General features: G+C 71.1%; 21 protein-coding genes. 9 read left to right on the forward strand and 12 right to left on the reverse strand.

Annotation, left to right across the window (positions count from 1 at the left end; all coding sequences use genetic code 11):
* Nucleotides 1-297: 297 nt before the first annotated feature.
* Nucleotides 298-1,203 (reverse strand): NADP-dependent oxidoreductase, encoded by a 906-nt coding sequence (locus tag ACSDR0_RS31790; protein WP_435292600.1) that lies wholly within the window; start codon nucleotides 1,201-1,203, stop codon nucleotides 298-300.
* A gap of 100 nt (nucleotides 1,204-1,303) precedes the next feature.
* Here ACSDR0_RS31790 and ACSDR0_RS31795 point away from each other — a divergent pair, with 100 nt between their 5' ends.
* The 3 genes from ACSDR0_RS31795 (at nucleotide 1,304) to ACSDR0_RS31805 (ending at nucleotide 4,082) form a co-directional block, all read left to right on the forward strand.
* A complete protein-coding gene (locus tag ACSDR0_RS31795; RefSeq protein ID WP_435292601.1) occupies nucleotides 1,304-2,239 on the forward strand; it encodes an AraC family transcriptional regulator in 936 nt (311 codons plus the stop codon).
* 181 nt (nucleotides 2,240-2,420) lie between these two features.
* On the forward strand, nucleotides 2,421-3,227 hold the full coding sequence (locus tag ACSDR0_RS31800; protein ID WP_435292602.1) for a neutral zinc metallopeptidase: 807 nt from the start codon (nucleotides 2,421-2,423) through the stop codon (nucleotides 3,225-3,227).
* Between the two features lie 528 nt (nucleotides 3,228-3,755).
* Entirely contained in the window at nucleotides 3,756-4,082 is a 327-nt protein-coding gene (locus ACSDR0_RS31805) for a hypothetical protein (RefSeq protein ID WP_435292603.1), read from the forward strand.
* A 193-nt stretch (nucleotides 4,083-4,275) separates the two neighbouring features.
* On the opposite strand, the gene ACSDR0_RS31810 is transcribed toward ACSDR0_RS31805, so the two are convergent.
* The 3 genes from ACSDR0_RS31810 to ACSDR0_RS31820 form a co-directional block, all read right to left on the reverse strand.
* A complete protein-coding gene (locus ACSDR0_RS31810; RefSeq protein WP_435292604.1) occupies nucleotides 4,276-4,710 on the reverse strand; it encodes a GNAT family N-acetyltransferase in 435 nt (144 codons plus the stop codon).
* A 201-nt stretch (nucleotides 4,711-4,911) separates the two neighbouring features.
* The gene (locus ACSDR0_RS31815; protein ID WP_435292605.1) at nucleotides 4,912-5,820 is read right to left on the reverse strand and encodes a phosphotransferase enzyme family protein; all 909 of its coding nucleotides are present in this window, start codon (nucleotides 5,818-5,820) and stop codon (nucleotides 4,912-4,914) included.
* Nucleotides 5,817-7,187: a helix-turn-helix domain-containing protein gene (locus ACSDR0_RS31820; protein WP_435292606.1), complete on the reverse strand. Its 1,371-nt coding sequence runs from the start codon at nucleotides 7,185-7,187 to the stop codon at nucleotides 5,817-5,819. Before ACSDR0_RS31820 ends, ACSDR0_RS31815 begins: the two co-directional genes overlap by 4 nt.
* 262 nt (nucleotides 7,188-7,449) lie before the next feature.
* Here ACSDR0_RS31820 and ACSDR0_RS31825 point away from each other — a divergent pair, with 262 nt between their 5' ends.
* From ACSDR0_RS31825 to ACSDR0_RS31845, 5 genes are all read left to right on the forward strand, one after another.
* Entirely contained in the window at nucleotides 7,450-7,971 is a 522-nt protein-coding gene (locus ACSDR0_RS31825; RefSeq protein WP_435292607.1) for an ATP-binding protein, read from the forward strand.
* A 108-nt stretch (nucleotides 7,972-8,079) separates the two neighbouring features.
* Nucleotides 8,080-8,865 carry a TetR/AcrR family transcriptional regulator gene (locus tag ACSDR0_RS31830; RefSeq protein ID WP_435292608.1) on the forward strand — a complete coding sequence of 262 codons (786 nt, stop codon included), beginning with the start codon at nucleotides 8,080-8,082 and terminating at the stop codon, nucleotides 8,863-8,865.
* Entirely contained in the window at nucleotides 8,862-11,432 is a 2,571-nt protein-coding gene (locus ACSDR0_RS31835) for a PEP/pyruvate-binding domain-containing protein (protein ID WP_435292609.1), read from the forward strand. The genes ACSDR0_RS31830 and ACSDR0_RS31835 overlap by 4 nt, the downstream gene beginning before the upstream one ends.
* A 294-nt stretch (nucleotides 11,433-11,726) precedes the next feature.
* The gene (locus ACSDR0_RS31840) at nucleotides 11,727-12,509 is read left to right on the forward strand and encodes an SAM-dependent methyltransferase (RefSeq protein WP_435292610.1); all 783 of its coding nucleotides are present in this window, start codon (nucleotides 11,727-11,729) and stop codon (nucleotides 12,507-12,509) included.
* A gap of 328 nt (nucleotides 12,510-12,837) precedes the next feature.
* Nucleotides 12,838-13,356, forward strand: coding sequence for an O-acetyl-ADP-ribose deacetylase (locus ACSDR0_RS31845; protein ID WP_435292611.1), 519 nt, complete (start codon nucleotides 12,838-12,840; stop codon nucleotides 13,354-13,356).
* 138 nt (nucleotides 13,357-13,494) lie between these two features.
* Here the strand turns inward: ACSDR0_RS31845 and ACSDR0_RS31850 are convergent, their stop codons facing one another.
* From ACSDR0_RS31850 to ACSDR0_RS31870, 5 genes are all read right to left on the reverse strand, one after another.
* Nucleotides 13,495-14,253, reverse strand: a complete 759-nt coding sequence (locus ACSDR0_RS31850) for a restriction endonuclease (RefSeq protein ID WP_435292612.1) — start codon at nucleotides 14,251-14,253, stop codon at nucleotides 13,495-13,497.
* A gap of 370 nt (nucleotides 14,254-14,623) precedes the next feature.
* A complete protein-coding gene (locus ACSDR0_RS31855) occupies nucleotides 14,624-15,430 on the reverse strand; it encodes a thioesterase II family protein (RefSeq protein WP_435292613.1) in 807 nt (268 codons plus the stop codon).
* On the reverse strand, nucleotides 15,427-16,068 hold the full coding sequence (locus ACSDR0_RS31860; protein WP_435292614.1) for a hypothetical protein: 642 nt from the start codon (nucleotides 16,066-16,068) through the stop codon (nucleotides 15,427-15,429). The genes ACSDR0_RS31855 and ACSDR0_RS31860 overlap by 4 nt, the downstream gene beginning before the upstream one ends.
* 8 nt (nucleotides 16,069-16,076) lie before the next feature.
* Entirely contained in the window at nucleotides 16,077-16,961 is an 885-nt protein-coding gene (locus tag ACSDR0_RS31865; RefSeq protein WP_435292615.1) for an NAD(P)-dependent oxidoreductase, read from the reverse strand.
* 1 nt (nucleotide 16,962) lies between these two features.
* Nucleotides 16,963-17,808 carry an SAM-dependent methyltransferase gene (locus tag ACSDR0_RS31870; protein WP_435292616.1) on the reverse strand — a complete coding sequence of 282 codons (846 nt, stop codon included), beginning with the start codon at nucleotides 17,806-17,808 and terminating at the stop codon, nucleotides 16,963-16,965.
* Nucleotides 17,809-18,556: 748 nt separating this feature from the next.
* On the opposite strand from ACSDR0_RS31870, the gene ACSDR0_RS31875 reads away from it, so the two are divergent.
* Nucleotides 18,557-18,817 (forward strand): SAV_915 family protein, encoded by a 261-nt coding sequence (locus ACSDR0_RS31875; protein WP_435292617.1) that lies wholly within the window; start codon nucleotides 18,557-18,559, stop codon nucleotides 18,815-18,817.
* A gap of 124 nt (nucleotides 18,818-18,941) precedes the next feature.
* On the opposite strand, the gene ACSDR0_RS31880 is transcribed toward ACSDR0_RS31875, so the two are convergent.
* From ACSDR0_RS31880 to ACSDR0_RS31890, 3 genes are all read right to left on the reverse strand, one after another.
* Nucleotides 18,942-19,085 (reverse strand): calcium-binding protein, encoded by a 144-nt coding sequence (locus tag ACSDR0_RS31880; protein WP_435292618.1) that lies wholly within the window; start codon nucleotides 19,083-19,085, stop codon nucleotides 18,942-18,944.
* A gap of 78 nt (nucleotides 19,086-19,163) precedes the next feature.
* Nucleotides 19,164-20,030 (reverse strand): class II glutamine amidotransferase, encoded by an 867-nt coding sequence (locus tag ACSDR0_RS31885; RefSeq protein WP_435292619.1) that lies wholly within the window; start codon nucleotides 20,028-20,030, stop codon nucleotides 19,164-19,166.
* 86 nt (nucleotides 20,031-20,116) lie between these two features.
* Nucleotides 20,117-21,541 carry a glutamate decarboxylase gene (locus tag ACSDR0_RS31890; protein ID WP_435292620.1) on the reverse strand — a complete coding sequence of 475 codons (1,425 nt, stop codon included), beginning with the start codon at nucleotides 21,539-21,541 and terminating at the stop codon, nucleotides 20,117-20,119.
* Between the last annotated feature and the right edge of the window lie 112 nt (nucleotides 21,542-21,653).

Raw genomic sequence — 21,653 nt, forward strand, 5'->3', positions numbered from 1 at the left:
GCGATGAAGCAGGAACCCACCCGAAGCCCACGCGGCAGGCGGGAATCTCCGTCCTTTAGGACGGAGTGGATGTCAAGTCATGAACCACATCCAGGAAGGCGTGCCGGACCGGAGAGCCGCCACGCTCCTTGACGCGGTCCACGACGCGATCAGGACCCAGGACCGGTAAAACCCCCGCTTACCGCCCCGCGACGGACCTCCGGTGACGGTCCGGACGCGCCGGATCGATCTCGTGGTCCGGGGCGCGCGGCCGGGTGGTCGGCGGGGAGGCGGACGTGGTGGTCATCGGGGACTCCTTCACGGAACGAGAATGATCTTGCCGCGGGTGCGGGCGGACTCGGCGTCGCGGTGTACCGAGGCCAGGTCGGTGAGCGGGCGGGACGCGGAGACGTCGAGGTGGACCGCGCCGGCGTCGACGAGCTTGACCAGTGCGGCGAGGTGGCTCGTGTCGTTGCGGACCACGAAGTGCACCGCGGTCACCGGGGAGCCGGCGGGGGTCGTGACCGGAACGGTCACGGACACGACGACGCCGCCCGGCCGGACCAGCGGCACCAGGGTCTCGGCGCCGACCACGACGAGGTTGAGGACCACGTCCACCGGTTCGTCCAGCGCGTCGGCGAGGGGCGTGGTCGTGTAGTCGATGATCTGGTCCGCGCCGAACCGGAGGACCGTCTCGGCACTGCGCGGACCGGCCGTGGCGATGACGTGCGCCCCGGCGTACTTGGCGAGCTGGACGGCGAACCCCCCGATGCCGCCGCCCGCGCCGTTGACGAGCACCCGCTGCCCGGACGTGACGCCCGCGTGCTCGAACACCGCCTGCCACGCGGTGAGACCGGCGATGGGGATGGCGGCGGCGTGGGCGAGGGGAACGGCGTCCGGTGCCGCGACAAGGGTGTCCGCGGCGGCGGTGACGTACTCGGCCGCGGCACCGCCGCCGTCGAGCCGGCCGATGACCCGGTCTCCGGCGGCGAGGGTGTGCACGCCGCCGCCGACCTCGACGACCGTACCGGCGACGTCCCCGCCGAGCGTGTACGGCAGGTCGATCCGGAAGACGGAGCGCAGGAGCCCGCGGCGCAGGCCGATGTCGGACGGGTTGAACGAGGTCGCGGCGACGTCGATCAGCACCTCACCCGGGCCGGGCACCGGCCTGGGGATGTCGTCGAGGCGGATGACGGACGCGTCGCCGTATCGGTGAATTCGCATGGCTTTCACGGATCGAACCTAAGGGTGAGGCAGGAAGACGAACCATGCTTGGAGATCCCTCATTCATAATCGATCGTCTCCGCGGGGATATCCTCGCCGTATGGACGTGCTCAGCGACGTGATCGCGGTCATGCGAACCGGACAGCCGCGCTCGGCGCGGGTGGCCTGGCACGCCCCGTGGGCGCAGCGGTTCGCCCCCATGCCCGGGGCCGCGGGCCTGCAGGTGATCCTCCAGGGGCCGTGCTGGCTCATCGGGCCGGACGGCGACCCGGTGCGGCTGGTCGCCGGGGACGTGGTGTTCCGGCCCCACGGGCGCGGGCACACGCTGGCCGACAGCCCGTCGACCCCACCGGCCGCGCTCGACTGCGATCCGGGCGACCCGCGGTTCCTCCAGCGCTACGTCACCGACACCGTCGGCGTTCCCACCGGCGCCGGCGCTCCGGCCACCGTGACGCTCTGCGGCGGATACCACCTCGATCCGGCCCGCACCCATCCGTTGCTCAACGATCTGCCCGAACTCATCCACCTTCCCGCGCACCTCGGCCGGCACCCCGAGTTGCGTTCCACCGTGGACCTGCTCGCCACCGAGGTGGAACGTCCCCGCCTCGGCACGGACGCCATCGTTCCCGCGTTGCTCGACACGCTGCTGCTGCACATCCTGCGCGCCTGGCTCGACCGGCGGCCGGCCCCGGGAAGCACGGGCTGGGCGGCGGCGCTCAACGACCCGGTCACCACCGCCGCGTTGCAGGCCATGCACCGCGACCCGGCGCGGCCGTGGACCGTCGCGACGCTCGCCGCCGAGGCGGGGCTGTCCCGGGCTCCCTTCGCCCGCCGCTTCACCGCCCTGCTCGGCCAGCCGCCGCTGACCTACCTGACGTGGTGGCGGATGACCACCGCCGCCCGGCTCCTGCGGGAATCCGACGCCCCACTGCACACCGTCGCGACCAGTGTCGGCTACACGTCGGAGTTCGCCTTCGCCAACGCGTTCAAGCGCCGGTACGGCACCGCCCCCGGCAGATACCGCCGCGCCGGGTGACGCCGGTGCGCGATATCCGGAAAGAACCGCTCCGGCCTCCGCGCCGCCGGGCCGGTCCCGGCGGCGGGCGGACGGGGCCGGGGACGCGCGTGCCGGGAAGGGGTCCAAGGGCCGGGGACGCGCACACCGGGAGGAGATCGAAGGACCGGGGACGCGCACCGGAGTCCTAAGCTGTCCGACCATGCGCTTCCTCCCGCCAGGCACCGGCTCCCCGCGGCCTGCCCGACGCCTCACCGCCCTCACGCGATGGACCCTCCTGACGGCCGTCTGCCTCACCGTCCTGCCGTCAGGGGTCGCGCAGGCCGCCGCGCCCAAGAACCCGCTCCTGAGAAGCGGAAAGCTGGCGGCCACCTCGTGCCAGGAACCACCGATCATCGACAGAGGCGTGCCGCTGATGCGCGAGTATCTGACGGCGGCCATCAAATGCCTGAACACCTCATGGTCCGCCCATTTCGCCCACGCCGGGCTGAGGTTCCGCAAGCCCACGGTCCGCTTCTACGAGGAACCCGCGCGGCGCGTGTGCGGAGTGCGCTGGCCCGTCAACGCGGCGGCCTTCTACTGCACAGAACGGGCCACGCTGGTGTTCCCTCTCACCGGTCACTGGATCGAGGGCCGGACCGACCTGTACCCCCTCAAGGTGGCGGCCCACGAGTACGGCCACCACCTGCAGAGCCTCACCGGCGTCAGGTCCGCCTACGAGGCCCGCGTCCGCGCCGACCACTCCCACCAGGCCGAACTCGGCCGCCGCTACGAACTCCAGGCCGACTGCCTGGCGGGGGTGTTCCTGGGCAGCGTACGAGGGTCGCTGCCACGTACCGAGCGGGACTGGGAGGCGCTGTCCGGCGCGCTCCGCGCCAGCGGCGACGACCTCGACCACCGTACCCACGGCACCGGCGCCAACCGGCTCCGCTGGTTCGAGCGCGGTTACCGGGCGGTCTCCCCCGCCGCCTGTGACACGTGGACCGCCGTTCCTTCCCGGGTCTCCTGAGCCGGGCCGCAGACGCACAGGGCACGGGCGCACCCGGGTGGTCGCTCGGAGTGGTGGGTGGTGCCGGGGGACGCTCCGGCCACCACGGCGACACCTTTCCCGGCTTTCCCGGCTTTTCGGACTTTCCCGGCGCATGGTCGCCCGGGACGCCGTCGACGCGTGTGCCGTCGGCCCCGAACACAGATGATCATGCGCTCTGATCTCGTGTAACGGCCTGTCGCCACGAGATGATGTGCGGGCATGAACAAGCCGTCGTTAGGTACCGATGACCTGGTCGAGCACCGGCCCCTGCCGCGTGACGAGCGAGACCTCCTCGCGGGCGAACACGGCGCGCCCGTCCGGGCTTCGCACCGCGCCGAAGCGGCGCACCCGCTCCGGCCGCTTCCCCCGGGACCGTTCGAAGTCGCCGGACGAGGCGGTGGAGCATGTGACCCGCCAGGTGAAGGGACCGCCCGCGGAACCCGATCGGCCGCGTCTTCGCCGCGGGCGTCACACCATCACAGCCGCACCGAAGGGTAGGACATCAGCATGCCGGCCCGAGACCACGAACTTCTGCAGGCTGCCAAACGCATCGCCGCCCCGCTGGGCCTCGCCCCCGACGAGGTCATGCGGCGCGTCGTGGAGCTGGGCCGCGGCGACCGCGCCGACTGGTCCAGCGGCGAACTCCTGCTGCTCGCCCTCGCCGAACTGGCCGCCGAGCGGCCGCTCTCTCCCGGAGCGGACAGACGCACCGAGAGGGTCGAGGACATCAAGGCGCCGAGCCTCGGATTCGTCTCGGGTGGGTCCGTTATACCCGAGGAGGAGAACATCGAAAAGCCGCACAGGGCACGATTCCACCGGAATTCCGGCTCTTGATGATCTTTCTTATCGGAACCAAACGAGCATAAACCGCAAAGACGCCCCGGAAAGACGGGCAGAACGCCGGACGCGCCGGGACCGGCCGGCAGGCGAAGGGGCCCGGCCGCGAACCGGTCGACCGGGGCACCGCTCCGGAGGCCGCCTGCCACGTCATCATCCCGGAAGACCGGCTCGCCGGAGCCCCGCGCGGCTAGAGGTTGATCTGGTAGAGGATGAAGCCCCGGTTCACGGCGATCTTGTCGTAGAGCCCCCGGGCGGCGGTGTTGGTCTCCTGGGTGGACCAGTAGACGCGACTGCAGTCACGGGCGCGCGCCCACTCGGTCACCGCTTCGATCAGCGCCCGTCCCGCGCCCTTGCCCCGGGCCTGCGGCGCGGTGAAAAGGTCCTGCAGGTAGCACACGTCCGGCGACGTGGTGCTGGCATGGATGAGGAAGTGCGCGATGCCGGCCAGCTCGCCGTCGAGCTTCGCGCCGAGGGCGTGCATCCGGACATCCTCCCGGAACTCGTCCCAGGCCCGGTCGTACAACTGGGGCGTGAGCGTGCGCTCGTAGAAGTCGTTGTAGCCGCGGAACAGGATTTCCCAGTGGGCTCGGTCCGCGGAGGTGAGCTTGCCTATGGTGAGCATGCGATGGCCTCCGAACAAGGGGCGGGAGTTCAGCCCCTATCTCCCCCCGCGGGAACCGTCCCGAACGTCGACCGGGTGTCGCTTCCCGACAACCGGCCGCCGCCCCCTGTCCCACACCCCTCCCCGTCCTTCCCGACGAGAGGCGTCCCTCCCGGACAACCGGATGACCCGGCGACGGGCCGCGGCCTCCTCCGTGACCGGTCACCGGTACGTCTGCCACCTGACCTGCTGGTCGCGGGCCCTGAAACTGCGCATGCGGTGTTCCCACTGCGGCCGGATGCCCGGGTTGCTGCGCAGGACGGGCACGACGCTGGTGACCAGTTTCAGCTCACGGAGGCGGCGCAGGACCGGGAAGCCCGGCCAGCGGGTGACGTCGAAGCCGTAGCCCTCGGCGAGCGGCGTGTGCTCGTCCCAGGGGTAGTCCATCCGCAGGCGCCCGACCGCGACGGGGACCAGGTCCCACTCGCGCGGGCCGATCGCCGTACTGTCGAAGTCGCACAGCACCGGCCCGGCGGGGCCGGCGATGACGTTGCCCATGAACACGTCGCCGTGGATGACCCCGGGGGGAAGCACGTAGCCGAGGGCGGCGAGCCGCTCCTCGATCTCGTCGCACTCGTCCAGCAGGAAGGCGTGGTCGTCCGCGGACAGGTCCTCCGGCTCGTCGAGCCGCTGGCGGACCTCGGCCATCGGAGTCCACTCCGGCAGGTCCACCGGCGGGTCCGGAAGCGTGTGAAGCCTCCTGAGCATGGCGGCCAGGTCGCCGCCGCCGGGGGGCGGGCCCACCTCGGGGGTGTTCTCCCACAGGGTGACCAGGTGGCCCTCCACCTGGAGCGGCTGCTCGCAGCCGGGCAGGAGCCGTACCGCGGGGAAGTCGTGGTCGGCCAGCCAGCGGGCGACCCGCACCACCGTCGGCACGCGGGAGCGGGCGGCCGAGGATCCGGCGACGCGCACCACGACGGGCGCCCCCCGGAGGCGGAAGACGGCGTTGTTGGTGAACTTGATCAGCTCGGCGTCACCGGGTACGAGCCCCACCCGGGCGCAGACCGACGCCAGCAGCGAGTGGAGCCGGTCGCGAGTGAGGCCGCCGGTGTGATCGGTGGTCACTGTCATGCCGCGCGCACCGCCGAGATGCGCCGGGCGAGGTCCTGCGCGTCACCGCTGTTCGCCCGCATCATGGCGACGGCCTGCAGCGGCGCGAGGCGGTCGATGATCCTCACCGAGCGGATCTCGGTCGCCAGGGTGACGGCCTCGTCGCCGTTGGCGATCCCCGAGGTCATGTCACCGGCTCTGAGCTGCACCGTCGCGAGGGCTGTCAGCTCGAAGGCCCTGCTTCTGGCCATGCTCGGGTCGCGCTGCCCGAGCGCGTCGGTGAGGAACCGCTCGGCGATGCCGAGATGGCTGTCGAGATGGGTCACGGCGAGGTCGGCGTGGACCATCCCGCTCGTGGCGTCGAGGTCGGCGGTGCCGAAGAAGCTCACCCAGGCGGGGGACTCGCGGTCACGGGCGCGGGCCAGCTCGTCGCTCGCCCTGTTGATCGATTTGAGGGCGAGATCGCTGTCGCCCAGCAGCGCGTAGGCCCAGGCCTCGTTGGCGAAGAGCATCGCCACGGTCCGCTCGCAGCTGGCGTCCTGCGCGCAGATCTGCCCGAGCTGGAAGAACCGCAGCGCGTCCAGGATGCGGTCGCAGTGGAGGTGGACGCGTCCCATCCGATACAGGACGTTGGCCGCGAGCGAGGAGTTCCTCGCGTATTTGGCCTGCTCCAGCGCGCGGGCCAGGTGGCTCCTCGCCGCTCCGTACAGTCCGACGTCGAAGGAGGTCCAGCCCGCGAGGTTGTGCTGGTCGGCCAGTGCCTCGTGCAGCCGCAGGGTGACCGACTCCGGGCACGTGGCCCGCAGCAGCCGCTGCGACCAGGCCAGCTGCGCCACCACCGCGTCGCGGCAGACGCCGCCCCCGTGCCGGTAGTCCAGGGCGCGCAGTGTCCGGGTCACCGCCTCGATCTGCTCGACGTCGGCCATGCCGATGCGGTACGGGACGGGGGTCTCCGTGGGTGTCAGCGGCTCGGCCCACTCCTCGGCGTCCCCGACCGTCGCGCCGATGGTCACCTGCGCGGCGTGCGCGAGGAGGCGGCGCACCTGCTCGTCCTCGCAGGGGTCGTCACGGTGGTCGGCCACCGCCGTCCCGGCCGGCGCGGTGGAGGAGGCGTCGTAGGCCAGCCCCATGTAGCCGCGCGGGATTCCGAGACCGTCGGCGATCCGGGCGAGCACCTCGTACGCCATCACCTGGCGGCCCTTGAGGATCTCGGAGATCTCCGACTGGGACTGCGCCGTGAGGGCGGCGATGTGACGCTGTGAGACCCCTATTCGCTGGAGCAGCCGGTACACGGTGGCCATGTCGCGGGCGGCCAGAGCCTGGCGCATCTGTGGACGTTCCCAGAGTGCGGGGTCGATTTCCTGCGCGTTCCCACTGCTGACGTTCATGCCGACCTTCCCGGCCGAATTCCCTTGACGCGTTTCCTTGACGCCAAGGTAACCGGCGACACGGTGCCGCCGAGGCCGTATAGGTGCTACCGATCATGCAAGGTGATCGGCCGGGCCTATCAGCGAGGCGATCTGCGGACAGTATTGGCCCCGCGACTCTCCGTATATCGCTCTTGTCTCGCACCATGGGTAATTCAGATCGGCGGGCGGCCTGCCGCCTCGGTGGCCCCGCGCCCCCGTGCCCTACGTGATAGGAGCGACGATGCTCACCGAGCACGCTCTGCCTCTGGACTTCGGCGTGCACGGCAAGATCCCCGGCCGCTTCCGGATGACCGCCTGGTGTCTTCCGCGGAGCAGCGCCGCCCGCCGCGCCCGCAAGCTGCTCCGCGACCTGCTGTCCCGGCCGCCCTTCGCCGCCCACGAGGTCGCCGAGATGGAGGTCGTGGTCACCGAACTGGCCACCAACGCCGCCGGTTACGCCCCCGGCCCGTACGAGCTGCGCGTCCTGCACGACCACGACCTACCGATCTGGGCCGAGGTGGCCGACTCCGGCGACGGGTTCCCGCTGATCGAACGCCTGCTGCACCACCCGTTCACCACCCCCTGCCGCGTGGACGATCTGGAGCTCGGCGGGCGGGGCCTGCGGATCGTCGACGAGTTCACCGCCGGGCACTGCGGGACCCGCTGGACGCGGCTGTGCGGCACCGGGCGGATCGGGACCGGCGTCTGGTTCGACCTGCCCGCGCACCACCCCCGGGCGTATCCCTCGCATCTCCGCGCATAGCCTTCCCTTCCGGACATAGCCCCCCGTACCGTCACCTCCCCGACGGCGTGGTATCAATTGAATGACCAGATAAGAACATCCGGTCAAATTTTGAGAAACGGTGGGGCCGTGAAGCCGGAGACCAGAAAGGCGGGGCGACCGCCACAGGACGCCTCACATCGGCTCGCGCGGGCGCACCGCGTCCTGGACACCGCCGCCGACCTCGTCCTGCGCTGGGGGTACGACAAGACCACCGTCGAGGACATCGCCCGGCGGGCCGGGGTCGCCAAGGGCACGATCTACCTGCACTGGAAGACCCGCGAGGAGTTGTTCGCCGCGTTGCTGCGCCGCGAGCGGGTCGAAATGATGACCGAGGTGCGGCGGCGGATCGGGGACGGCCCGGCCACCCTTCGCGACCTGCTCAGGTTGCTCGCCTCGGAGCTTCTCGGCAGGCCCCTGATGCGGGCGAGCATCCTGGGCGACTCGGAGGTGCTGGGCAGGCTCACACGCCAGAAGCGGGACGGCGCGGCCGGCACCGAACTGGGCGGCGACTTCCAGACCTACCTCGGCACGCTGCGAAGGCACGGCGCGCTGCGAGACGACCTGTCGCCCGCCGAGCACGTGACCGTGCTCATCTCCGTCCTGTACGGGTTCCTGATCGTCTCGCCGATGATGCCGGCCGGGTACAGGCCGCCCGACGAGCGACTGGCGGAGCTGATCGCCGACGCCGGCGGCAGCGCGATGGAGCCCGCCGGCCCGGCCCCCGCCGACGTCACCGGGGCGGTGACGCTGGCCACCCTGGAGTACGTCGACGCCGCCGTGGAGGCCGCGCAGCGGAAACTGCGCGTCTCCCTCGGCTTCGAGGAGTTCAAGGAGTTCGAGAAGAACGAGGAGAACGAGGAGAACGCGCGGTGAAGACCCTCCCCCTTGACGACGAAGCGGCCGACCTCGCGCTGGCGGGCGGCAAGGGAGCCTCGCTGGCCCGGATGGCCCGCGCGGGCCTGCCGGTTCCCGACGGCTTCCACGTCACCACGGACGCCTATCGCGACTTCGTCTCGCGCGACGGCCTGAACGACCAGATCATGGAGGCCGTCTCCGGCACGCCCCCGGAGCAGGCGTCGCGGCGGATCGCGGCGCTGTTCTCCGAGCGGGAGATACCGGCGGAGACCGCCGCCGAGATCCGCGCGGCCCACGCGAGGCTCGGTGAGGACGTGCCGGTCGCCGTACGCTCGTCGGCCACCGCGGAGGACCTCCCCGACATGTCGTTCGCCGGGCAGCAGGACACCTACCTCAACATCCGGGGCGACGGCCTGCTGGACGCGGTCCGGCGCTGCTGGGCCTCGCTGTGGACCGCGCGCGCCATCGCCTACCGGGCCGCGAACGGCGTACCGCAGGACGAGGTGGCGCTGGCCGTGGTGGTCCAGGAACTGGTGGCCGCCGACGCGGCGGGCGTCCTGTTCACCGCGAACCCGATCACCGGCGCCCGCGACCAGGTCGTGATCAACGCCTCGTGGGGGCTCGGCGAGGCCGTCCTCGGGGGGCAGGTGACGCCCGACACCGTCATCGTCGCCAGGACCGGCGGCAAGGAAGGCGGGAACGGCGAAACAGGTGAAACGGATGAAATAAGCGACATCGGCGAGATCGTCGAGGAGCGCGTCGGCGACAAGACTGTCATGACGGTCCGCACCCCCGGCGGCACGCGCGAGGAACCCGTGCCCGAGGACCTGCGCCGCCGGCCCGTGCTCGACCCGGCCCAGATCATCCGGCTCGCGCGGCTCGCGACGGAGATCGAGGCGCTGTACGGAACGGCCATGGACGTGGAGTGGGTCAGGCGCGAGGGGACGTTCCTCGTCGTGCAGGCCCGCCCGATCACCCGGCTCAGGCAGCGGGTCGAGGAGTGGAACGACAGCCTGGCCGGCGACTACCTGTGGACCGGCGCCAACCTCGGCGAGGCCATCCCCGACGTGATGACGCCGTGCACGTGGTCGCTCGTCCAGATCTTCATCAGGGAGGCGATGTCGACGTCGGCGTTGCCGGGCTTCGACATGGTCGGCAACATCGGCGGCCGCTTCTACATGAACCTGAGCGTCGTGTTCTCGGTGGGGCACGCCCTGGGCATGCGGAAACGGCTCGGCGCGGTCGAGCAGGTCTTCGGCAGGCTGCCGCGCGGCCTGGACGTGCCGCTGCTGCCCGCCTCGCGCTGGCGGATCATCAAAAGCGTGCTGCCGCTCGTCTTCACCCTGCGCAAACGGATCGCGGTCAACACCGAAAGGATGCCCGCCTTCCTCGCCACGGCGCAACGGCGCTGCGCGGCGCTGCGCGAGCGGATCGCCGCCACCGCGACCACGGGCGAGCTGGCCGGGCTGTGGGAGGACGAGCTGCTTCCGTACTTCGTGGAGGCCAATCAGACCCTGGAGGCCGCCGGGCGGCAGGGCGGCAATCTCCTGGTCATGACCCGCGCCAGGCTGCGCGAGATGGTGGGCGAGAGAGACGCCGAGGCCATGCTCACCGGTGCCAACGCCGACGGGGAGCTCGCCAGCCTCGGGACGATCGTCGGCCTGGAGAGGCTCGCCGCGAAGGAGATCGACAGGGAGACGTTCGCCCACCTCTACGGGCACCGGGGCGCGCACGAGTTCGAGGTCTCCATCCCCCGGCCCGGCGAGGACCCGCGGTGGATCGACGCGCAGCTCGCGGCCGTTCACGAGCGCGACGGGCGCACCGGTACGCTGCTCGACCGCCAGCGGGAGGCGCGGGAGGCGGCCTGGAGCCGCTTCGCGGAGCGTTACCCCCGCAAGGTGGCGGCGACGCGCCTACGGGTGGCGCGGTGGAACGCGATCGTCCGTGACCGGGAGTCGGCCCGCTCGGAGGTGATCCGCGCATTCTGGGCGTTGCGCGCCTTCGTCCTGCGGGCCGGAGAGCTCACCGGCCACGGTGACGACCTGTTCTTCCTGTCGATCCAGGAGATCCTCGCCGTCCTGCGCGGCGACGACACACCGACGGCGAAGGTGGCGGTCCGGCGGGCGACGTACGAGCGGTACGCGGCCCTGCCCGCCTACCCCACGCTGATCGTCGGCCGTTTCGACCCGGAACGCTGGGCCGCCGACCCCGACCGGCGCGGCGACATCTTCGACGCCAGGGGCGGCGGCGCCCCGGTGAGCGACACCGTGACCGGCTTCCCCGGAGCGCCGGGCGTCGTCGAGGGCGTGGCCCGCGTCATCGCCGGCCCCGAGGACGGCGACAGGCTCGCCCCCGGCGAGATCCTCGTGACGACGCTGACCAACATCGGCTGGACCCCGATGTTCCCCCGCGCCGCCGCCGTGGTGACCGACATGGGCGCTCCCCTGTCACACGCCTCGATCGTCGCCCGCGAGCTCGGCATCCCGGCCGTGGTCGGCACCGGCAACGCGACCATGCGCCTGCGCGACGGCGACCGGATCAGGGTCGACGGCGAGCGCGGCACGGTCGAACTGCTGGAGCCGTGACCCCTCGCCCCCGACCGTCCCCCGTCGCGGGGCGGCGGTCCCGAAGCGGTAAAAAAACCAGCGGCGTGAAACGCCCCGCTCTGTTAGCTTCGATGCAGTTCCGCCGGGCGAGGTCCGGCGACAAATATGGAGGAAGCCATGGCTGCCCGGGATCTGACACCGGGCCACCGCATCACCCCGGCCGTTTCGGCGCGGTGACGGTCAAGGTCGACGCCTGGGTGGCGGTCGACCTTCTCCCGTGGTGCCCGGTGACGTCGCGATCATGTTGACACACGACACCGTTGGAGCTTTTCCATGTCACACAACACCTCATCCACCTGGTACGCGAACTTCTTCACCGAACTTCCCAACGAGTTCTGGCGGCGCGCGGCGACGCCGGAATCCACCGAGGCGGACGTCGACTTCATCGAACGCCACCTCGGCCTGCGCCCCGGCGCCCGCGTCCTCGACGCGCCCTGCGGCAGCGGCAGGCACACGCTGGCACTCGCCGCGCGTGGCCACCGCCTGACCGGCGTCGACATCTCGGCCGAGGCCATCGGGTACGCCCGGCGGGCCGCGACCGCCGCCGGACTCGACGTCGAGCTCACCATCGCCGACATGCGCGACATCCCGCGCGACGGCTCGTTCGACGCCGCCGTCTGCATGGGCAACAGCTTCGGCTACCTCGAACCCGAGGAAACCCGCGAGTTCGTCGCCGCGCTGGCGGACGCGGTCCGGCCGGGCGGAGGGCTGGTGGTCGACTTCAACGCGACGGCCGAGTCCGTCCTGCCCGGTTACCAGGGTGAGCCGCGCCAGATGCGGACGGGCGACATCACCGTCACGGCGACGACGGGCTACGACGTCGCCCGCAGCCGTCTGATCAGTGGTTATAACTTCACCCGGGGCACGGAGGAACTCGAGGTCACCGCGATCCACCATGTCTACACCAGCGCCCACCTGGGCCAGATCCTCACCGACGGCGGGTTCACCGGCGTCGAACGGTTCGGCGGGCCTGACGGCTCGCCCTTCGAGATCGGCGCCGGACGGTTGCTGCTCACCGCGCGCCGCGCGAAGGGACGGCATCCGGCGGGAACGTGAGCACCGGCCACGACGAGTTCCCGGCAGGAACCGCCCCCTAGCGCCCTGAGCGGCACCCCCGCCGCCCGCCTCCGGAGGACCCGGAACGACTCCCGGAGGCGGGCGGCGGGGTGACCCCGGTCCAGGCGCGGGCAATGCGCTCCCGGCGTACGGCCAAACCGACGAAGTGGCCCGTCACGTGGCGCGACGGCGTCCCGAAGGCGGCGAAGAGCGTAACCACGGCACGCCCACGGGCGGGAACACGGGGAACACAGGGAACATGAGGAAACCGGGAAACCGGGGAAGGACCCGATACGAGAAGACGAACCACCGAGGAAGGCCATCGCTCATGAGGATCACGCTGGTCCAGGGGGACATCACCACGCAGGACGTCGACGCCGTCGTCAACGCCGCCAACTCCTCGCTCCTGGGCGGCGGCGGGGTCGACGGGGCCATCCACCGGCGCGGCGGCCCCGCGATCCTCGCCGAATGCCGAGACCTGCGCGCCTCCCACTACGGCAGGGGACTCGCCACCGGCCAGGCCGTGGCCACCACCGCGGGAGACCTCCCGGCCCGGTGGGTCATCCACACCGTCGGCCCGGTCCACTCCCCCGCCGAAGACCGTACGCACCTCCTGGCCTCCTGCTACCGCGAATCCCTCCGCGTCGCCGACGAGCTCGGCGCCACCAGCGTCGCCTTTCCCGCCGTGTCGGCGGGAATCTACGGCTGGCCGATGGACGACGCCGCCCGTACCGCCGTCGACACCGTGCGGGCCACCCCGACACAGGTGACGGACCTGCGGTTCGTCCTGTTCACCCCGGACGCCTACGCCGCCTTCGAAAAGGCCCTCGACACCGCGGAGTCGTAAGCCGTCCCCGGCCGAACGGCCCGGGGGCAACCGGACCCGGGGGCAACCGGCCTCGGCTCACCCGGGAAATTCCTCGGACGTCGCCGGCGCCCTCCGGTCCGCCGCACGGCCGGACGGCGCGGTCGGGCGGCGCGGTCGTCAGGCCGGCTCGTCGCCGAGCGCTCCCTCCAGGCCCAGATCGCCATCCGGGTAGGGCGGCGCGGGACGGCGTCGTGGCAGGGGCCATCGACCGGCCCCGGGGCGTGCCCGCGGGGCGAGGGTGAAGGACCCGGTGAACCAGGCGGCGAGCAGCGCGCGGTCGATCAGCGTCAGGTCGGTGCCCGCCGCGCACTCCCTGGCCGGAGCCGTGAAAGCCGCCGAGGTGACGAGCACGCCGCGATGGCCGGGATAGGCGTGGAGCGCGCCGAGGAGGTCACGGATCTGGGGTGAGCCCACCGAGGTGCCCCAGCGCTTGCACTGGATGACGAAGCGGTCGCCACCGGGCGCGGTCGCGACGACGTCGACGCCACCGTCACCGCTGCCGCCGACCCTGCGCACCCCGCGAAAGCCCTCACGCCGCAGCAGGGCCTCGACGAGGGCCTCGAACCGGTCACCGGTCATGCGGTCGACGCGTTCGAGGCGCGCGTTGTCTCGCAGCCATTCCCGCTCCCGGGCCTCGATCACCCGATGGCGGAGCAGGAGCACCCCGGCCAGACCCGCGGCCAGCGCGATCGTGCCGCCGATCACCAGCGGCCAGTTGGCGACGACGACGTCGACGAGCCACATGACGACCACGACGAGGGCCAGAACCGCGACCGCCCACAGGAACGCGTCTCCGTCACCCTTGCGCCGTCGAGGTCTTCGCCCGCCGGGCGCCCGCCGTCGCACCGCCTTGGCCGGTGTCCGTCGCCGTGCCATCGCGCACCTCCGGGGGACGAGGTCGGAACGTTGCCGCTGACCCTGCCGACTCTGACAACGGGCACCGACAATTTCCAGGGCGACGTGCTTTGGGGCGACCGGCGAGCACGGATTCGTACCGGCCGCATCGGACACGTCCCGCCCGCGGGCCCAGGTGTCCGGTCAGCCGGCCACCACGGCACCGGCGGGGATTCGAGGCCGCAGGCCGCGTTCGCCGGGATGAAGCGGAGCTTCCCGGACGGAACGTCCAGCCGGGGCGAACCCCTCGGCCGGGCCGAAAGGACAGGTGCTCGAACGGCCGACGAGGGGTGGGATGGCCGGGCCGTCGTCGATCACGATCGTGACGCCTCTTCCGGGCGGGCCGAAAATCTCACGCGTGCCCGGAGGAGACGGGCGAATCCCCGCGGAGCGCCTCGTCGATGTCTCCGACACCGGCGAGGCGCTCCGCGATGTCCGCGACGAGTGCCGCCTCCGCGTCCGCCGGATAGGAGTGGCTCCCCGGGAAGCTCCGCATCTCGAACCCGGCGGCCGCGACGCGGCTCCAGGCACGCATCTCCTCGTGGCTGACGAGCGGGTCGTCCGTCCCCAGGTAGCCGACGATCGGAGCGGTGACCAGCGGGGTGGACGCGGGCCGGTAGGCGTGCAAGAGATCGTGGTCGGCCCGCAGCGCGATCATCGCCAGGTCCATCAGCTCCGGGAAGCGCAGGAGCATCGGATCCGCGGCGGCGGCCTGCTCGGCGAGCTGGCGGTCACCGATGGGCACCCTCCTCGCGTCGTCCGCGCACAGGTGCGGCGCCGCGTACGCCGACACCAGCAGTGCCACCGGGGAGATTTGGTGTCGTCCGGCGAGCCTGACCGCGACCTCGTACGCGACCACGGCGCCCATGCAGTGCCCGAACAGGGCGAACGGCCGGTCCGCCAGGGTGACCAGTGCCCGGCAGATGTGGTCGACGAGGGGTTCCATGCGGTCGATCGGCCGCTCGTTGACGCGGTTCTGCCTGCCGGGGTAGCACACGGCGGAGAGCTCGACGTCGGCGGGCAGCCGGTCCTGCCACCCGCGATAGGAAGCGGCGGCACCCCCGGCCTGCGGGAAGCAGACGAGGCGCACGCGAGGCTCGGCGAGCGGGCGCTGCCTGCGCAGCCACGTGCGGGAGTCGGCCGGGATCGTCTCGGTCATGGGAGGTCGTTCCTTTTCGAGGACCGTGTTCCCCCGCCGGGGAACACGAACACCACGTCGCCACCCGTACGAGCGGCGGGGGCGGGGGCGGGGGCGGGTGCGCCTGCCGCGTGCCCGCGCAGGGCCGCCACGGCGCGGGACCTCTCGCGGAGGACCCCCGCGTGGCGGAAGGGGAGGCGGCCGGACGCCAGGGTGTGGGCCAGGTCGGTGAACCCGGGGTCGGCGAACTCAGGGTCGGCACCCGAGACGTCGGCACCCGGGATACCGAGATCGGGGGCACCGGGATCAGGGGCGCCGGGATCGGGGACGCCCGGTCCGGGCACGCCGGGTCCCCGGGGATCGGGATCAGGCCTCCCGGGGCCGGGAGTGCCCGGTCCGGGGATTCCGGGGCCGGGGACGGCCGGGTTGGGAAGGCCCGGACCGGGCGTGCCAGGACCCGGGAAACCGGATCTCGCGATGCCGTCGGCGCGACCGTCCTCTCCGATGCCGCCGATGCCGCCGGTACTGCCGGTGCCGTCAGTGCCGCTGGTGCCGCCGGTGTGCGTCGCGTTGACCTCTGCGCGTTCGGGCGAGACCGACGCCCACCTCTCGAAGAGGTGGGCGTCAGCCTCACCGCAAACCGGTTCGAACCCGTGCATGCTTCCCCTCAGCGGTTGTGGAGGGCCGCTCGGCGGCTACGGAACTGTTCGGTGAGCACCGCCACGTGCTCGCGCCGGTAGCCCTGCTCCATCGCCGTCAGCACGCGCTCGCGCATCACACCGAGGTAGGACTGGTCGATCCCGGCCCGTTCCGCGATGCCCGCCAGGTTGTTGAGGGTGTTCAGATGCGAGGTCAGCGGAGCCTGCTCGAAGGTGTAGTCACGGCGCGCGATGAGACCGAGGCCGACGCCGATCGTGTTCTGGAAACCGTGGTCGTAGAGCGGCACGGATTCCGCGAAGTCGTTGAGGGGGACGCCCATGCTCTCCGCGATGGCCGAGCATTCGAGGAAGCCGTTGACGAACGCGTAGTAGAAGGCGCTGGAGACGACGTGGTAGGCCTTGACGTAGCCGGGGTCGGGGCCCAGGCGCACCTGCTTGCCGGACAGCGCCTCGGTCACGCCCGCCAGCTCCTTGAAGTCCTCGGCCGCCCCGCCGTAGACGGCGAAGCAGTCTTCGGTGCCGATGGCGTCCGGATAGTTGAGAATCGCGGCCTCCAGGTATCTGCCCCCGGCGGCCTCCACCCGCTCCCGCAGGGGGGTGACGTCGTCGGGGAGGCCGCCGGCGTTCTGGACGACGAGCCTGCCGGAGAGGTCGGCCGCGGCCTCGTCGAGGACCGCGTGGGTGATCTCGTAGTTGAGAAGGCACAGCAGCACGATCGGGGAGGCCTCGATCGCTTCGGCGGCCGTCTCGTAGAGGTGGACGTCCCTTCCCGCGAGCCTCTCCGAGCGTTCGGGGGTGCGGTTCCAGACCGAGACCTCCAGGCCCGAGTCGGCGCAGGCCCGGACGATCGCGGACCCGATCACGCCGGTCCCGATGACCGTCACATCCGTCATGTCAGTGCTCCATCCTGGTGAAGGTCATGACGACCCCGCCGACCTCGGCGGCGTCCGCCCACGCGGCGAAGGTGCCGAGCGGCCGCGCGGTGCCGGACGCCCCGCACCCGGCATCCGGCCGGGTCCCGCGCTCCCGCGGCCCGCGTGTGAGCCTGGAGAAGGAGTCACGGACGTTCTCGGTGATGTCGACGAGCTCCGTGGCGACCATCCCGGCCCGCCGCGCCGCCGACAGATGGTCTTCCGGCGCGTCGAACGACACGGCGTTCAGCGTGGCCAGGTAGGGGGCGATGCGCCCGCGGACCTCCTTGGTCATCGGAACCCGCGGGTAGGGGGTCTCGACCACCAGGCGGCCTCCCGGGCGCAGGACCCTGGCGATGCTCCGGTAGAAGGCCGTGACGTCGAGGTGCGGGGTGACCTCGAAGGCCAGCGCCGCGTCGAACGAGGCGTCGGTGAACGGCAGGTCCAACGCGTCGGCGCGCCGGAACCGCACCATCTCCTCCATGCCCTGTGCCTCGGCGTGCTCGGCTCCGTCGCGCAGCGCCTCCCGGTCGACGTCGATCGCCACGACCCGCGCACCCAGGGTCCGGGCCAGGCGCACCGCCGGGCGGCCGTCGCCGCAGCCCACGTCCAGCACCCGGGAGCCCCGGCCCACGCCCAGCCTGGCCACCACGAAGTCGGTCATCCGCTCCGTGGCCTCCCGGGTCGACGCGTCGTCGTGCGGGCCCGCCCGGAAGCCGTGGTGCCGGTCGGGCCCGGCGGTCTCACCCACCAGCGCCACGAGCTCGTTGTAGGTCGACTCGATCTCCGAGGACGGCGAGGGGCCGGTCCTGACGTTTCCCGCGTCCATCCGGAATCGGGAGTCGTCACCATCCAGACCAGAAATAAGAGGCCCCCTTAACCAGACTTAACCAGAGAAACGCAAGTCACCCCAATAGTCACAAATCGCCGGTTGAACAAAATCTCCGGCCGAGCAAAACACTAGCAGCGGGCGTCGACACAGTCGATGACCACGAATAATGGCTTCTCGCCAGACAAGGTCAACATTTCCACCGATATCAGCGTTGACACCTCGCCGTTTTACCATAAAACCATTCTTAAGCAAAAGGTATTCAAAACCGTATGTCCCCGTGAGACGACGCCCTTTTCCTGAGCCCTTGCCGTAATCGAAATGCCTGAGAATCCGCTTCCCCGGAGCCCGGAGGTCGCCGCACCGGATCCCGCCGTCGCGCGCGTCTCGCATCCCGCAAGCGCATTCCAGGTAAATCCGGACGATAGACGGGGTCACGACGATTCCCCGGTTCCCGATCCTCGGACCCCACCGTTTCCCACCCCGCCAGGGCCCGCCCCGTCACGGCCCGGCCCGGTACGCGATCCGGCCCGGTACGCGATCCGGCCCGGCGGGCCGGCGAGCCCGCCTTCCGTACGGCCCCCGGCCGGAGGCGACCGCCTCCCCCGTACGCCCGGACAACGACACGGAGCGTCAACGTGGCGTCAGCGCTGCCGCCATCCCCGTCTGATTCCCGTAGAGATAAGCCCGAAAAACACCGAAAAGGAGATAACGTCACTTTCGTACGAGTTCTCATCAGGAGGAAGTAATGTCGGAAGTCCCGTTATACGTGCCGGTCCGCGAAGGCGCCTTCAGCATGTCACTGCGCCTGTTCAGGACCGATTCGGGCAGGAGGACAGCAGCCGCCTTCTCCTCGCCGATGCGCCTGACCAAGGTGCTCGGTGCCGGCCAGCGCTGGATCCGGCTCACCGAGCCCGCGCTCCGACGCATGATCGAGGACCTGGACGTCACCGGCATCGTGATCGACCCCGCCGGGACGACTCGCCAGGCGTCCCCGCAGGCCGCGTGATGTGCGTTCTCACGCAGGACCTGGAATGCCAGACGGCTCCCGGCGCCGATCGCCTGCCGGTGCTTCCCTCGGACGCAGATCGCGACGACGCCGCTCCCCGCAAGCAAATCGATCTTCTTGACCGTCACCTCGACACCCGGCACGTCGTCTGGAACGGCATCGCCAGACGCTCCTCGAGCATGACGTGAAAGTCCGAGAGCTGCTCGTGCTCATCGTAGGCGTCGACGGTGGCCTCCTCGGCCAACGCCTCCAGCTCCGTCTTGCTCAACTCTGCCGCGATCACCAAGGCCGGGGCTTCCGCGCGACTTCGCCGGGAAACCCGGTCCCGGCACAGGCCGTACGGAGATCAGACGGCCTGCGAGGCGGCGGCCTCGGGGCGCAGGTCGGCGAGGCTCAGCCGGTGCGCGGGCTCGTCGGGCAGGACGATCCGGCGGGTGGGGGCGAGGCCCGGTCCGATGTGGAGCAGCTCGCCGGGCTCCATCGGGCACCAGTCGGGGTGGTCGTCCATGTGCTCGCTGGCGACCACGAAGGCGGGAACGTCGGCCAGGTCGCGGGAGCGGACGCGGATACGGCCCTCGGTACCGCTCTGGTCGAGGTGCCGGCCGCCGTGGCACCCGCCCGCGGCACGCTGGAGCACGTACAGCCGGTGGGTGTCGGGGTAACGCAGCGCCCACAGATCCTGCGGGGTGGTGAGGACCAGGTTGAGGGCGTAGACAGGCAGGTTCTCGGCGACCCAGCGGGCTGCGGCCTCGATACCGGCGGCGACGTCGCCGCCGTGCGCCCTGGTCTCACGGGTGATCAGCGCGAAGAAGCGCTCGGAGTCGGTCTCTCCCTCGACCAGCTTTCGATACTCGCCCAGCTCCGCGTCGAGGTCGTCCAAGCCCTCGATCACCCCGTTGTGGGCGAAGAGCCGCCCGTCCTGCAGGAAGGGATGCGTGTTGCGTCTCTCCAGGCCGCCGGTGGAGGCGAAACGTACGTGGGCCACGAAGGTGGCGGATTCCGTCTCCTTGGCCTCCTCGGCGAAACACTGGTCCCGGTAGGCAGCGACGGGCGTCTTGTGCACCTCCGGAGTGCCGTCGGTGTCGAAGTACCCCAGACCGGTCCCATCGGGATAGTGGTGACTCTGCTCGCTGAGGCTGTCCGGCGCGTCCAGGAGCCAGAAGGTGGCACACGTACGCCGAGGCGCGCTGCTCAGACCAAACAAACGGCACATCCCGACCTCTCCTTCTCCCTCGTCCTCCGCCCACGCCGGCTCTCCCCGGTCGGCGCGGGCGTCTCCGAACGCCGCCGCCGACGCCTTCATCCGTGGCGCCGGGGTCTCTTGCTCTCGGTGCCGTGCGCGAAGCCTCCGGCGTCATCGGCGGTGCGGTGTGGCCCGCCCCGAGCCTCCAGGCGGGGCAGGACCCTGCGCAGGTCCTCCATCAACAGATCGGCCAGGTCGTGGCTGAAGCCGTTGCGGACGACGACGCGCAGTACCGCCAGGTCCGTACGGTTCTCGGGGAAGGTGTAGGCGGGCACCAGCCAGCCGCGCTCACGCAGCACGGCGGAGACGTCGAAGACCGTGAAGTCGTCGACTCCCTCACGTACCCGGAAGGCGAACACCGGAGTCTGGCCTCCGTCGGTGATCAGCTCGAACCGGTCCAGCCCGGCGATCTCCCCGGCCAGGCGGGTCGCCACCTCCCGGCACGTCCGCTGCACCCGGCGGTAGCCGTCGAAGCCCAGCCTCAGGAAGTTGTAGTACTGCGCGACCACCTGGGCGCCCGGCCGGGAGAAGTTCAGTGCGAAGGTCGGCATGTCCCCGCCGAGGTAGTTGACGTGGAAGACCAGGTCGTCGGGGAGCGCCGGGGAATCGCGCCACAGCACCCAGCCCACCCCGGGCATCACCAGGCCGTATTTGTGCCCGGAGGTGTTGATCGACACCACTCGCGGCACCCGGAAATCCCAGTGCAGGCCCGGGTCGAGGAAGGGGGCGATCATCGCGCCGGAGGCGCCGTCCACGTGGATCGGCACGTCAATGCCGGTGCGGGCCTGCAACTCGTCCAGGGCCACCGCGATGTCGGCGACGGGCTCGTAGCTACCGTCGAACGTGGAGCCGAGGACGGCGACGACACCGATGGTGTTCTCGTCGCACGCCTCGACCGCCGTCTCGGGGCTCAGGTGGTATCGATCGCCCTCCATCGGCACGTACCGGGGTTCGACGTCGAAGTAGTCGGCGAACTTCTCCCAGCAGATCTGCACGTTGACGCCCATCACCAGGTTGGGCCGGTTGGCGGGGCGACCCTCCGAGCGGCGCCGGTGCCGCCAGCGCCGCTTGAGTGCCAGACCGCCCAGCATCGCCGCCTCGCTCGACCCGGTCGTCGAGCAGCCCGTCGCGCGGTGGGGGTCCTCTGCGTGCCAGAGCCGGGCGAGGATGTCCACGCACCGCGTCTCCAGCTCCGCGGTCTGCGGATACTCGTCTTTGTCGATCATGTTCTTCTCGACACACTCGGCCATCAGCCTCAGCGCCTGCGGCTCCGCCCAGGTGGTCACGAACGTCGCGAGGTTCAGCCGCGCGTTGCCGTCCAGCATCAGCTCGTCGTGCACCAGCTGGTAGGCCGTGTCCGGCTCCATCTCCCTGTCCGGCATGGCGTGGCGCGGGACCCGGAGGGGCTCCCGGCTGAAGATCGGGTTGATCTCCAGATCCCGGCTTCCGCGCCCGGTGTGACCGGGCCGCCTCAGAGGCATCGTCCACCTCCTTCCCGAGCCGATCCAGCACCGTGAGCTGGGACTTTCCCCTTGAACGGGGTACCCCGCCACCGCCGTTCGACACCCCCGCCGAAGATCGGCAGATTTCATC

It is taken from the genome of Streptosporangium sp. G11, assembly GCF_051192615.1.
Taxonomy (GTDB): domain Bacteria; phylum Actinomycetota; class Actinomycetes; order Streptosporangiales; family Streptosporangiaceae; genus Streptosporangium.

Excerpts from the sequence above, each read along its gene's own strand:
- ACSDR0_RS31790 (WP_435292600.1), bottom strand. The coding sequence starts at position 1,203 with ATGCGAATTCACCGATACGGCGACGCGTCCGTCATCCGCCTCGACGAC.
- ACSDR0_RS31795 (WP_435292601.1), top strand. The coding sequence starts at position 1,304 with ATGGACGTGCTCAGCGACGTGATCGCGGTCATGCGAACCGGACAGCCG.
- ACSDR0_RS31800 (WP_435292602.1), top strand. The coding sequence starts at position 2,421 with ATGCGCTTCCTCCCGCCAGGCACCGGCTCCCCGCGGCCTGCCCGACGC.
- ACSDR0_RS31805 (WP_435292603.1), top strand. The coding sequence starts at position 3,756 with ATGCCGGCCCGAGACCACGAACTTCTGCAGGCTGCCAAACGCATCGCC.
- ACSDR0_RS31810 (WP_435292604.1), bottom strand. The coding sequence starts at position 4,710 with ATGCTCACCATAGGCAAGCTCACCTCCGCGGACCGAGCCCACTGGGAA.
- ACSDR0_RS31815 (WP_435292605.1), bottom strand. The coding sequence starts at position 5,820 with ATGACAGTGACCACCGATCACACCGGCGGCCTCACTCGCGACCGGCTC.
- ACSDR0_RS31820 (WP_435292606.1), bottom strand. The coding sequence starts at position 7,187 with ATGAACGTCAGCAGTGGGAACGCGCAGGAAATCGACCCCGCACTCTGG.
- ACSDR0_RS31825 (WP_435292607.1), top strand. The coding sequence starts at position 7,450 with ATGCTCACCGAGCACGCTCTGCCTCTGGACTTCGGCGTGCACGGCAAG.
- ACSDR0_RS31840 (WP_435292610.1), top strand. The coding sequence starts at position 11,727 with ATGTCACACAACACCTCATCCACCTGGTACGCGAACTTCTTCACCGAA.
- ACSDR0_RS31845 (WP_435292611.1), top strand. The coding sequence starts at position 12,838 with ATGAGGATCACGCTGGTCCAGGGGGACATCACCACGCAGGACGTCGAC.
- ACSDR0_RS31850 (WP_435292612.1), bottom strand. The coding sequence starts at position 14,253 with ATGGCACGGCGACGGACACCGGCCAAGGCGGTGCGACGGCGGGCGCCC.
- ACSDR0_RS31855 (WP_435292613.1), bottom strand. The coding sequence starts at position 15,430 with ATGACCGAGACGATCCCGGCCGACTCCCGCACGTGGCTGCGCAGGCAG.
- ACSDR0_RS31860 (WP_435292614.1), bottom strand. The coding sequence starts at position 16,068 with ATGCACGGGTTCGAACCGGTTTGCGGTGAGGCTGACGCCCACCTCTTC.
- ACSDR0_RS31865 (WP_435292615.1), bottom strand. The coding sequence starts at position 16,961 with ATGACGGATGTGACGGTCATCGGGACCGGCGTGATCGGGTCCGCGATC.
- ACSDR0_RS31870 (WP_435292616.1), bottom strand. The coding sequence starts at position 17,808 with ATGGACGCGGGAAACGTCAGGACCGGCCCCTCGCCGTCCTCGGAGATC.
- ACSDR0_RS31875 (WP_435292617.1), top strand. The coding sequence starts at position 18,557 with ATGTCGGAAGTCCCGTTATACGTGCCGGTCCGCGAAGGCGCCTTCAGC.
- ACSDR0_RS31885 (WP_435292619.1), bottom strand. The coding sequence starts at position 20,030 with ATGTGCCGTTTGTTTGGTCTGAGCAGCGCGCCTCGGCGTACGTGTGCC.
- ACSDR0_RS31890 (WP_435292620.1), bottom strand. The coding sequence starts at position 21,541 with ATGCCTCTGAGGCGGCCCGGTCACACCGGGCGCGGAAGCCGGGATCTG.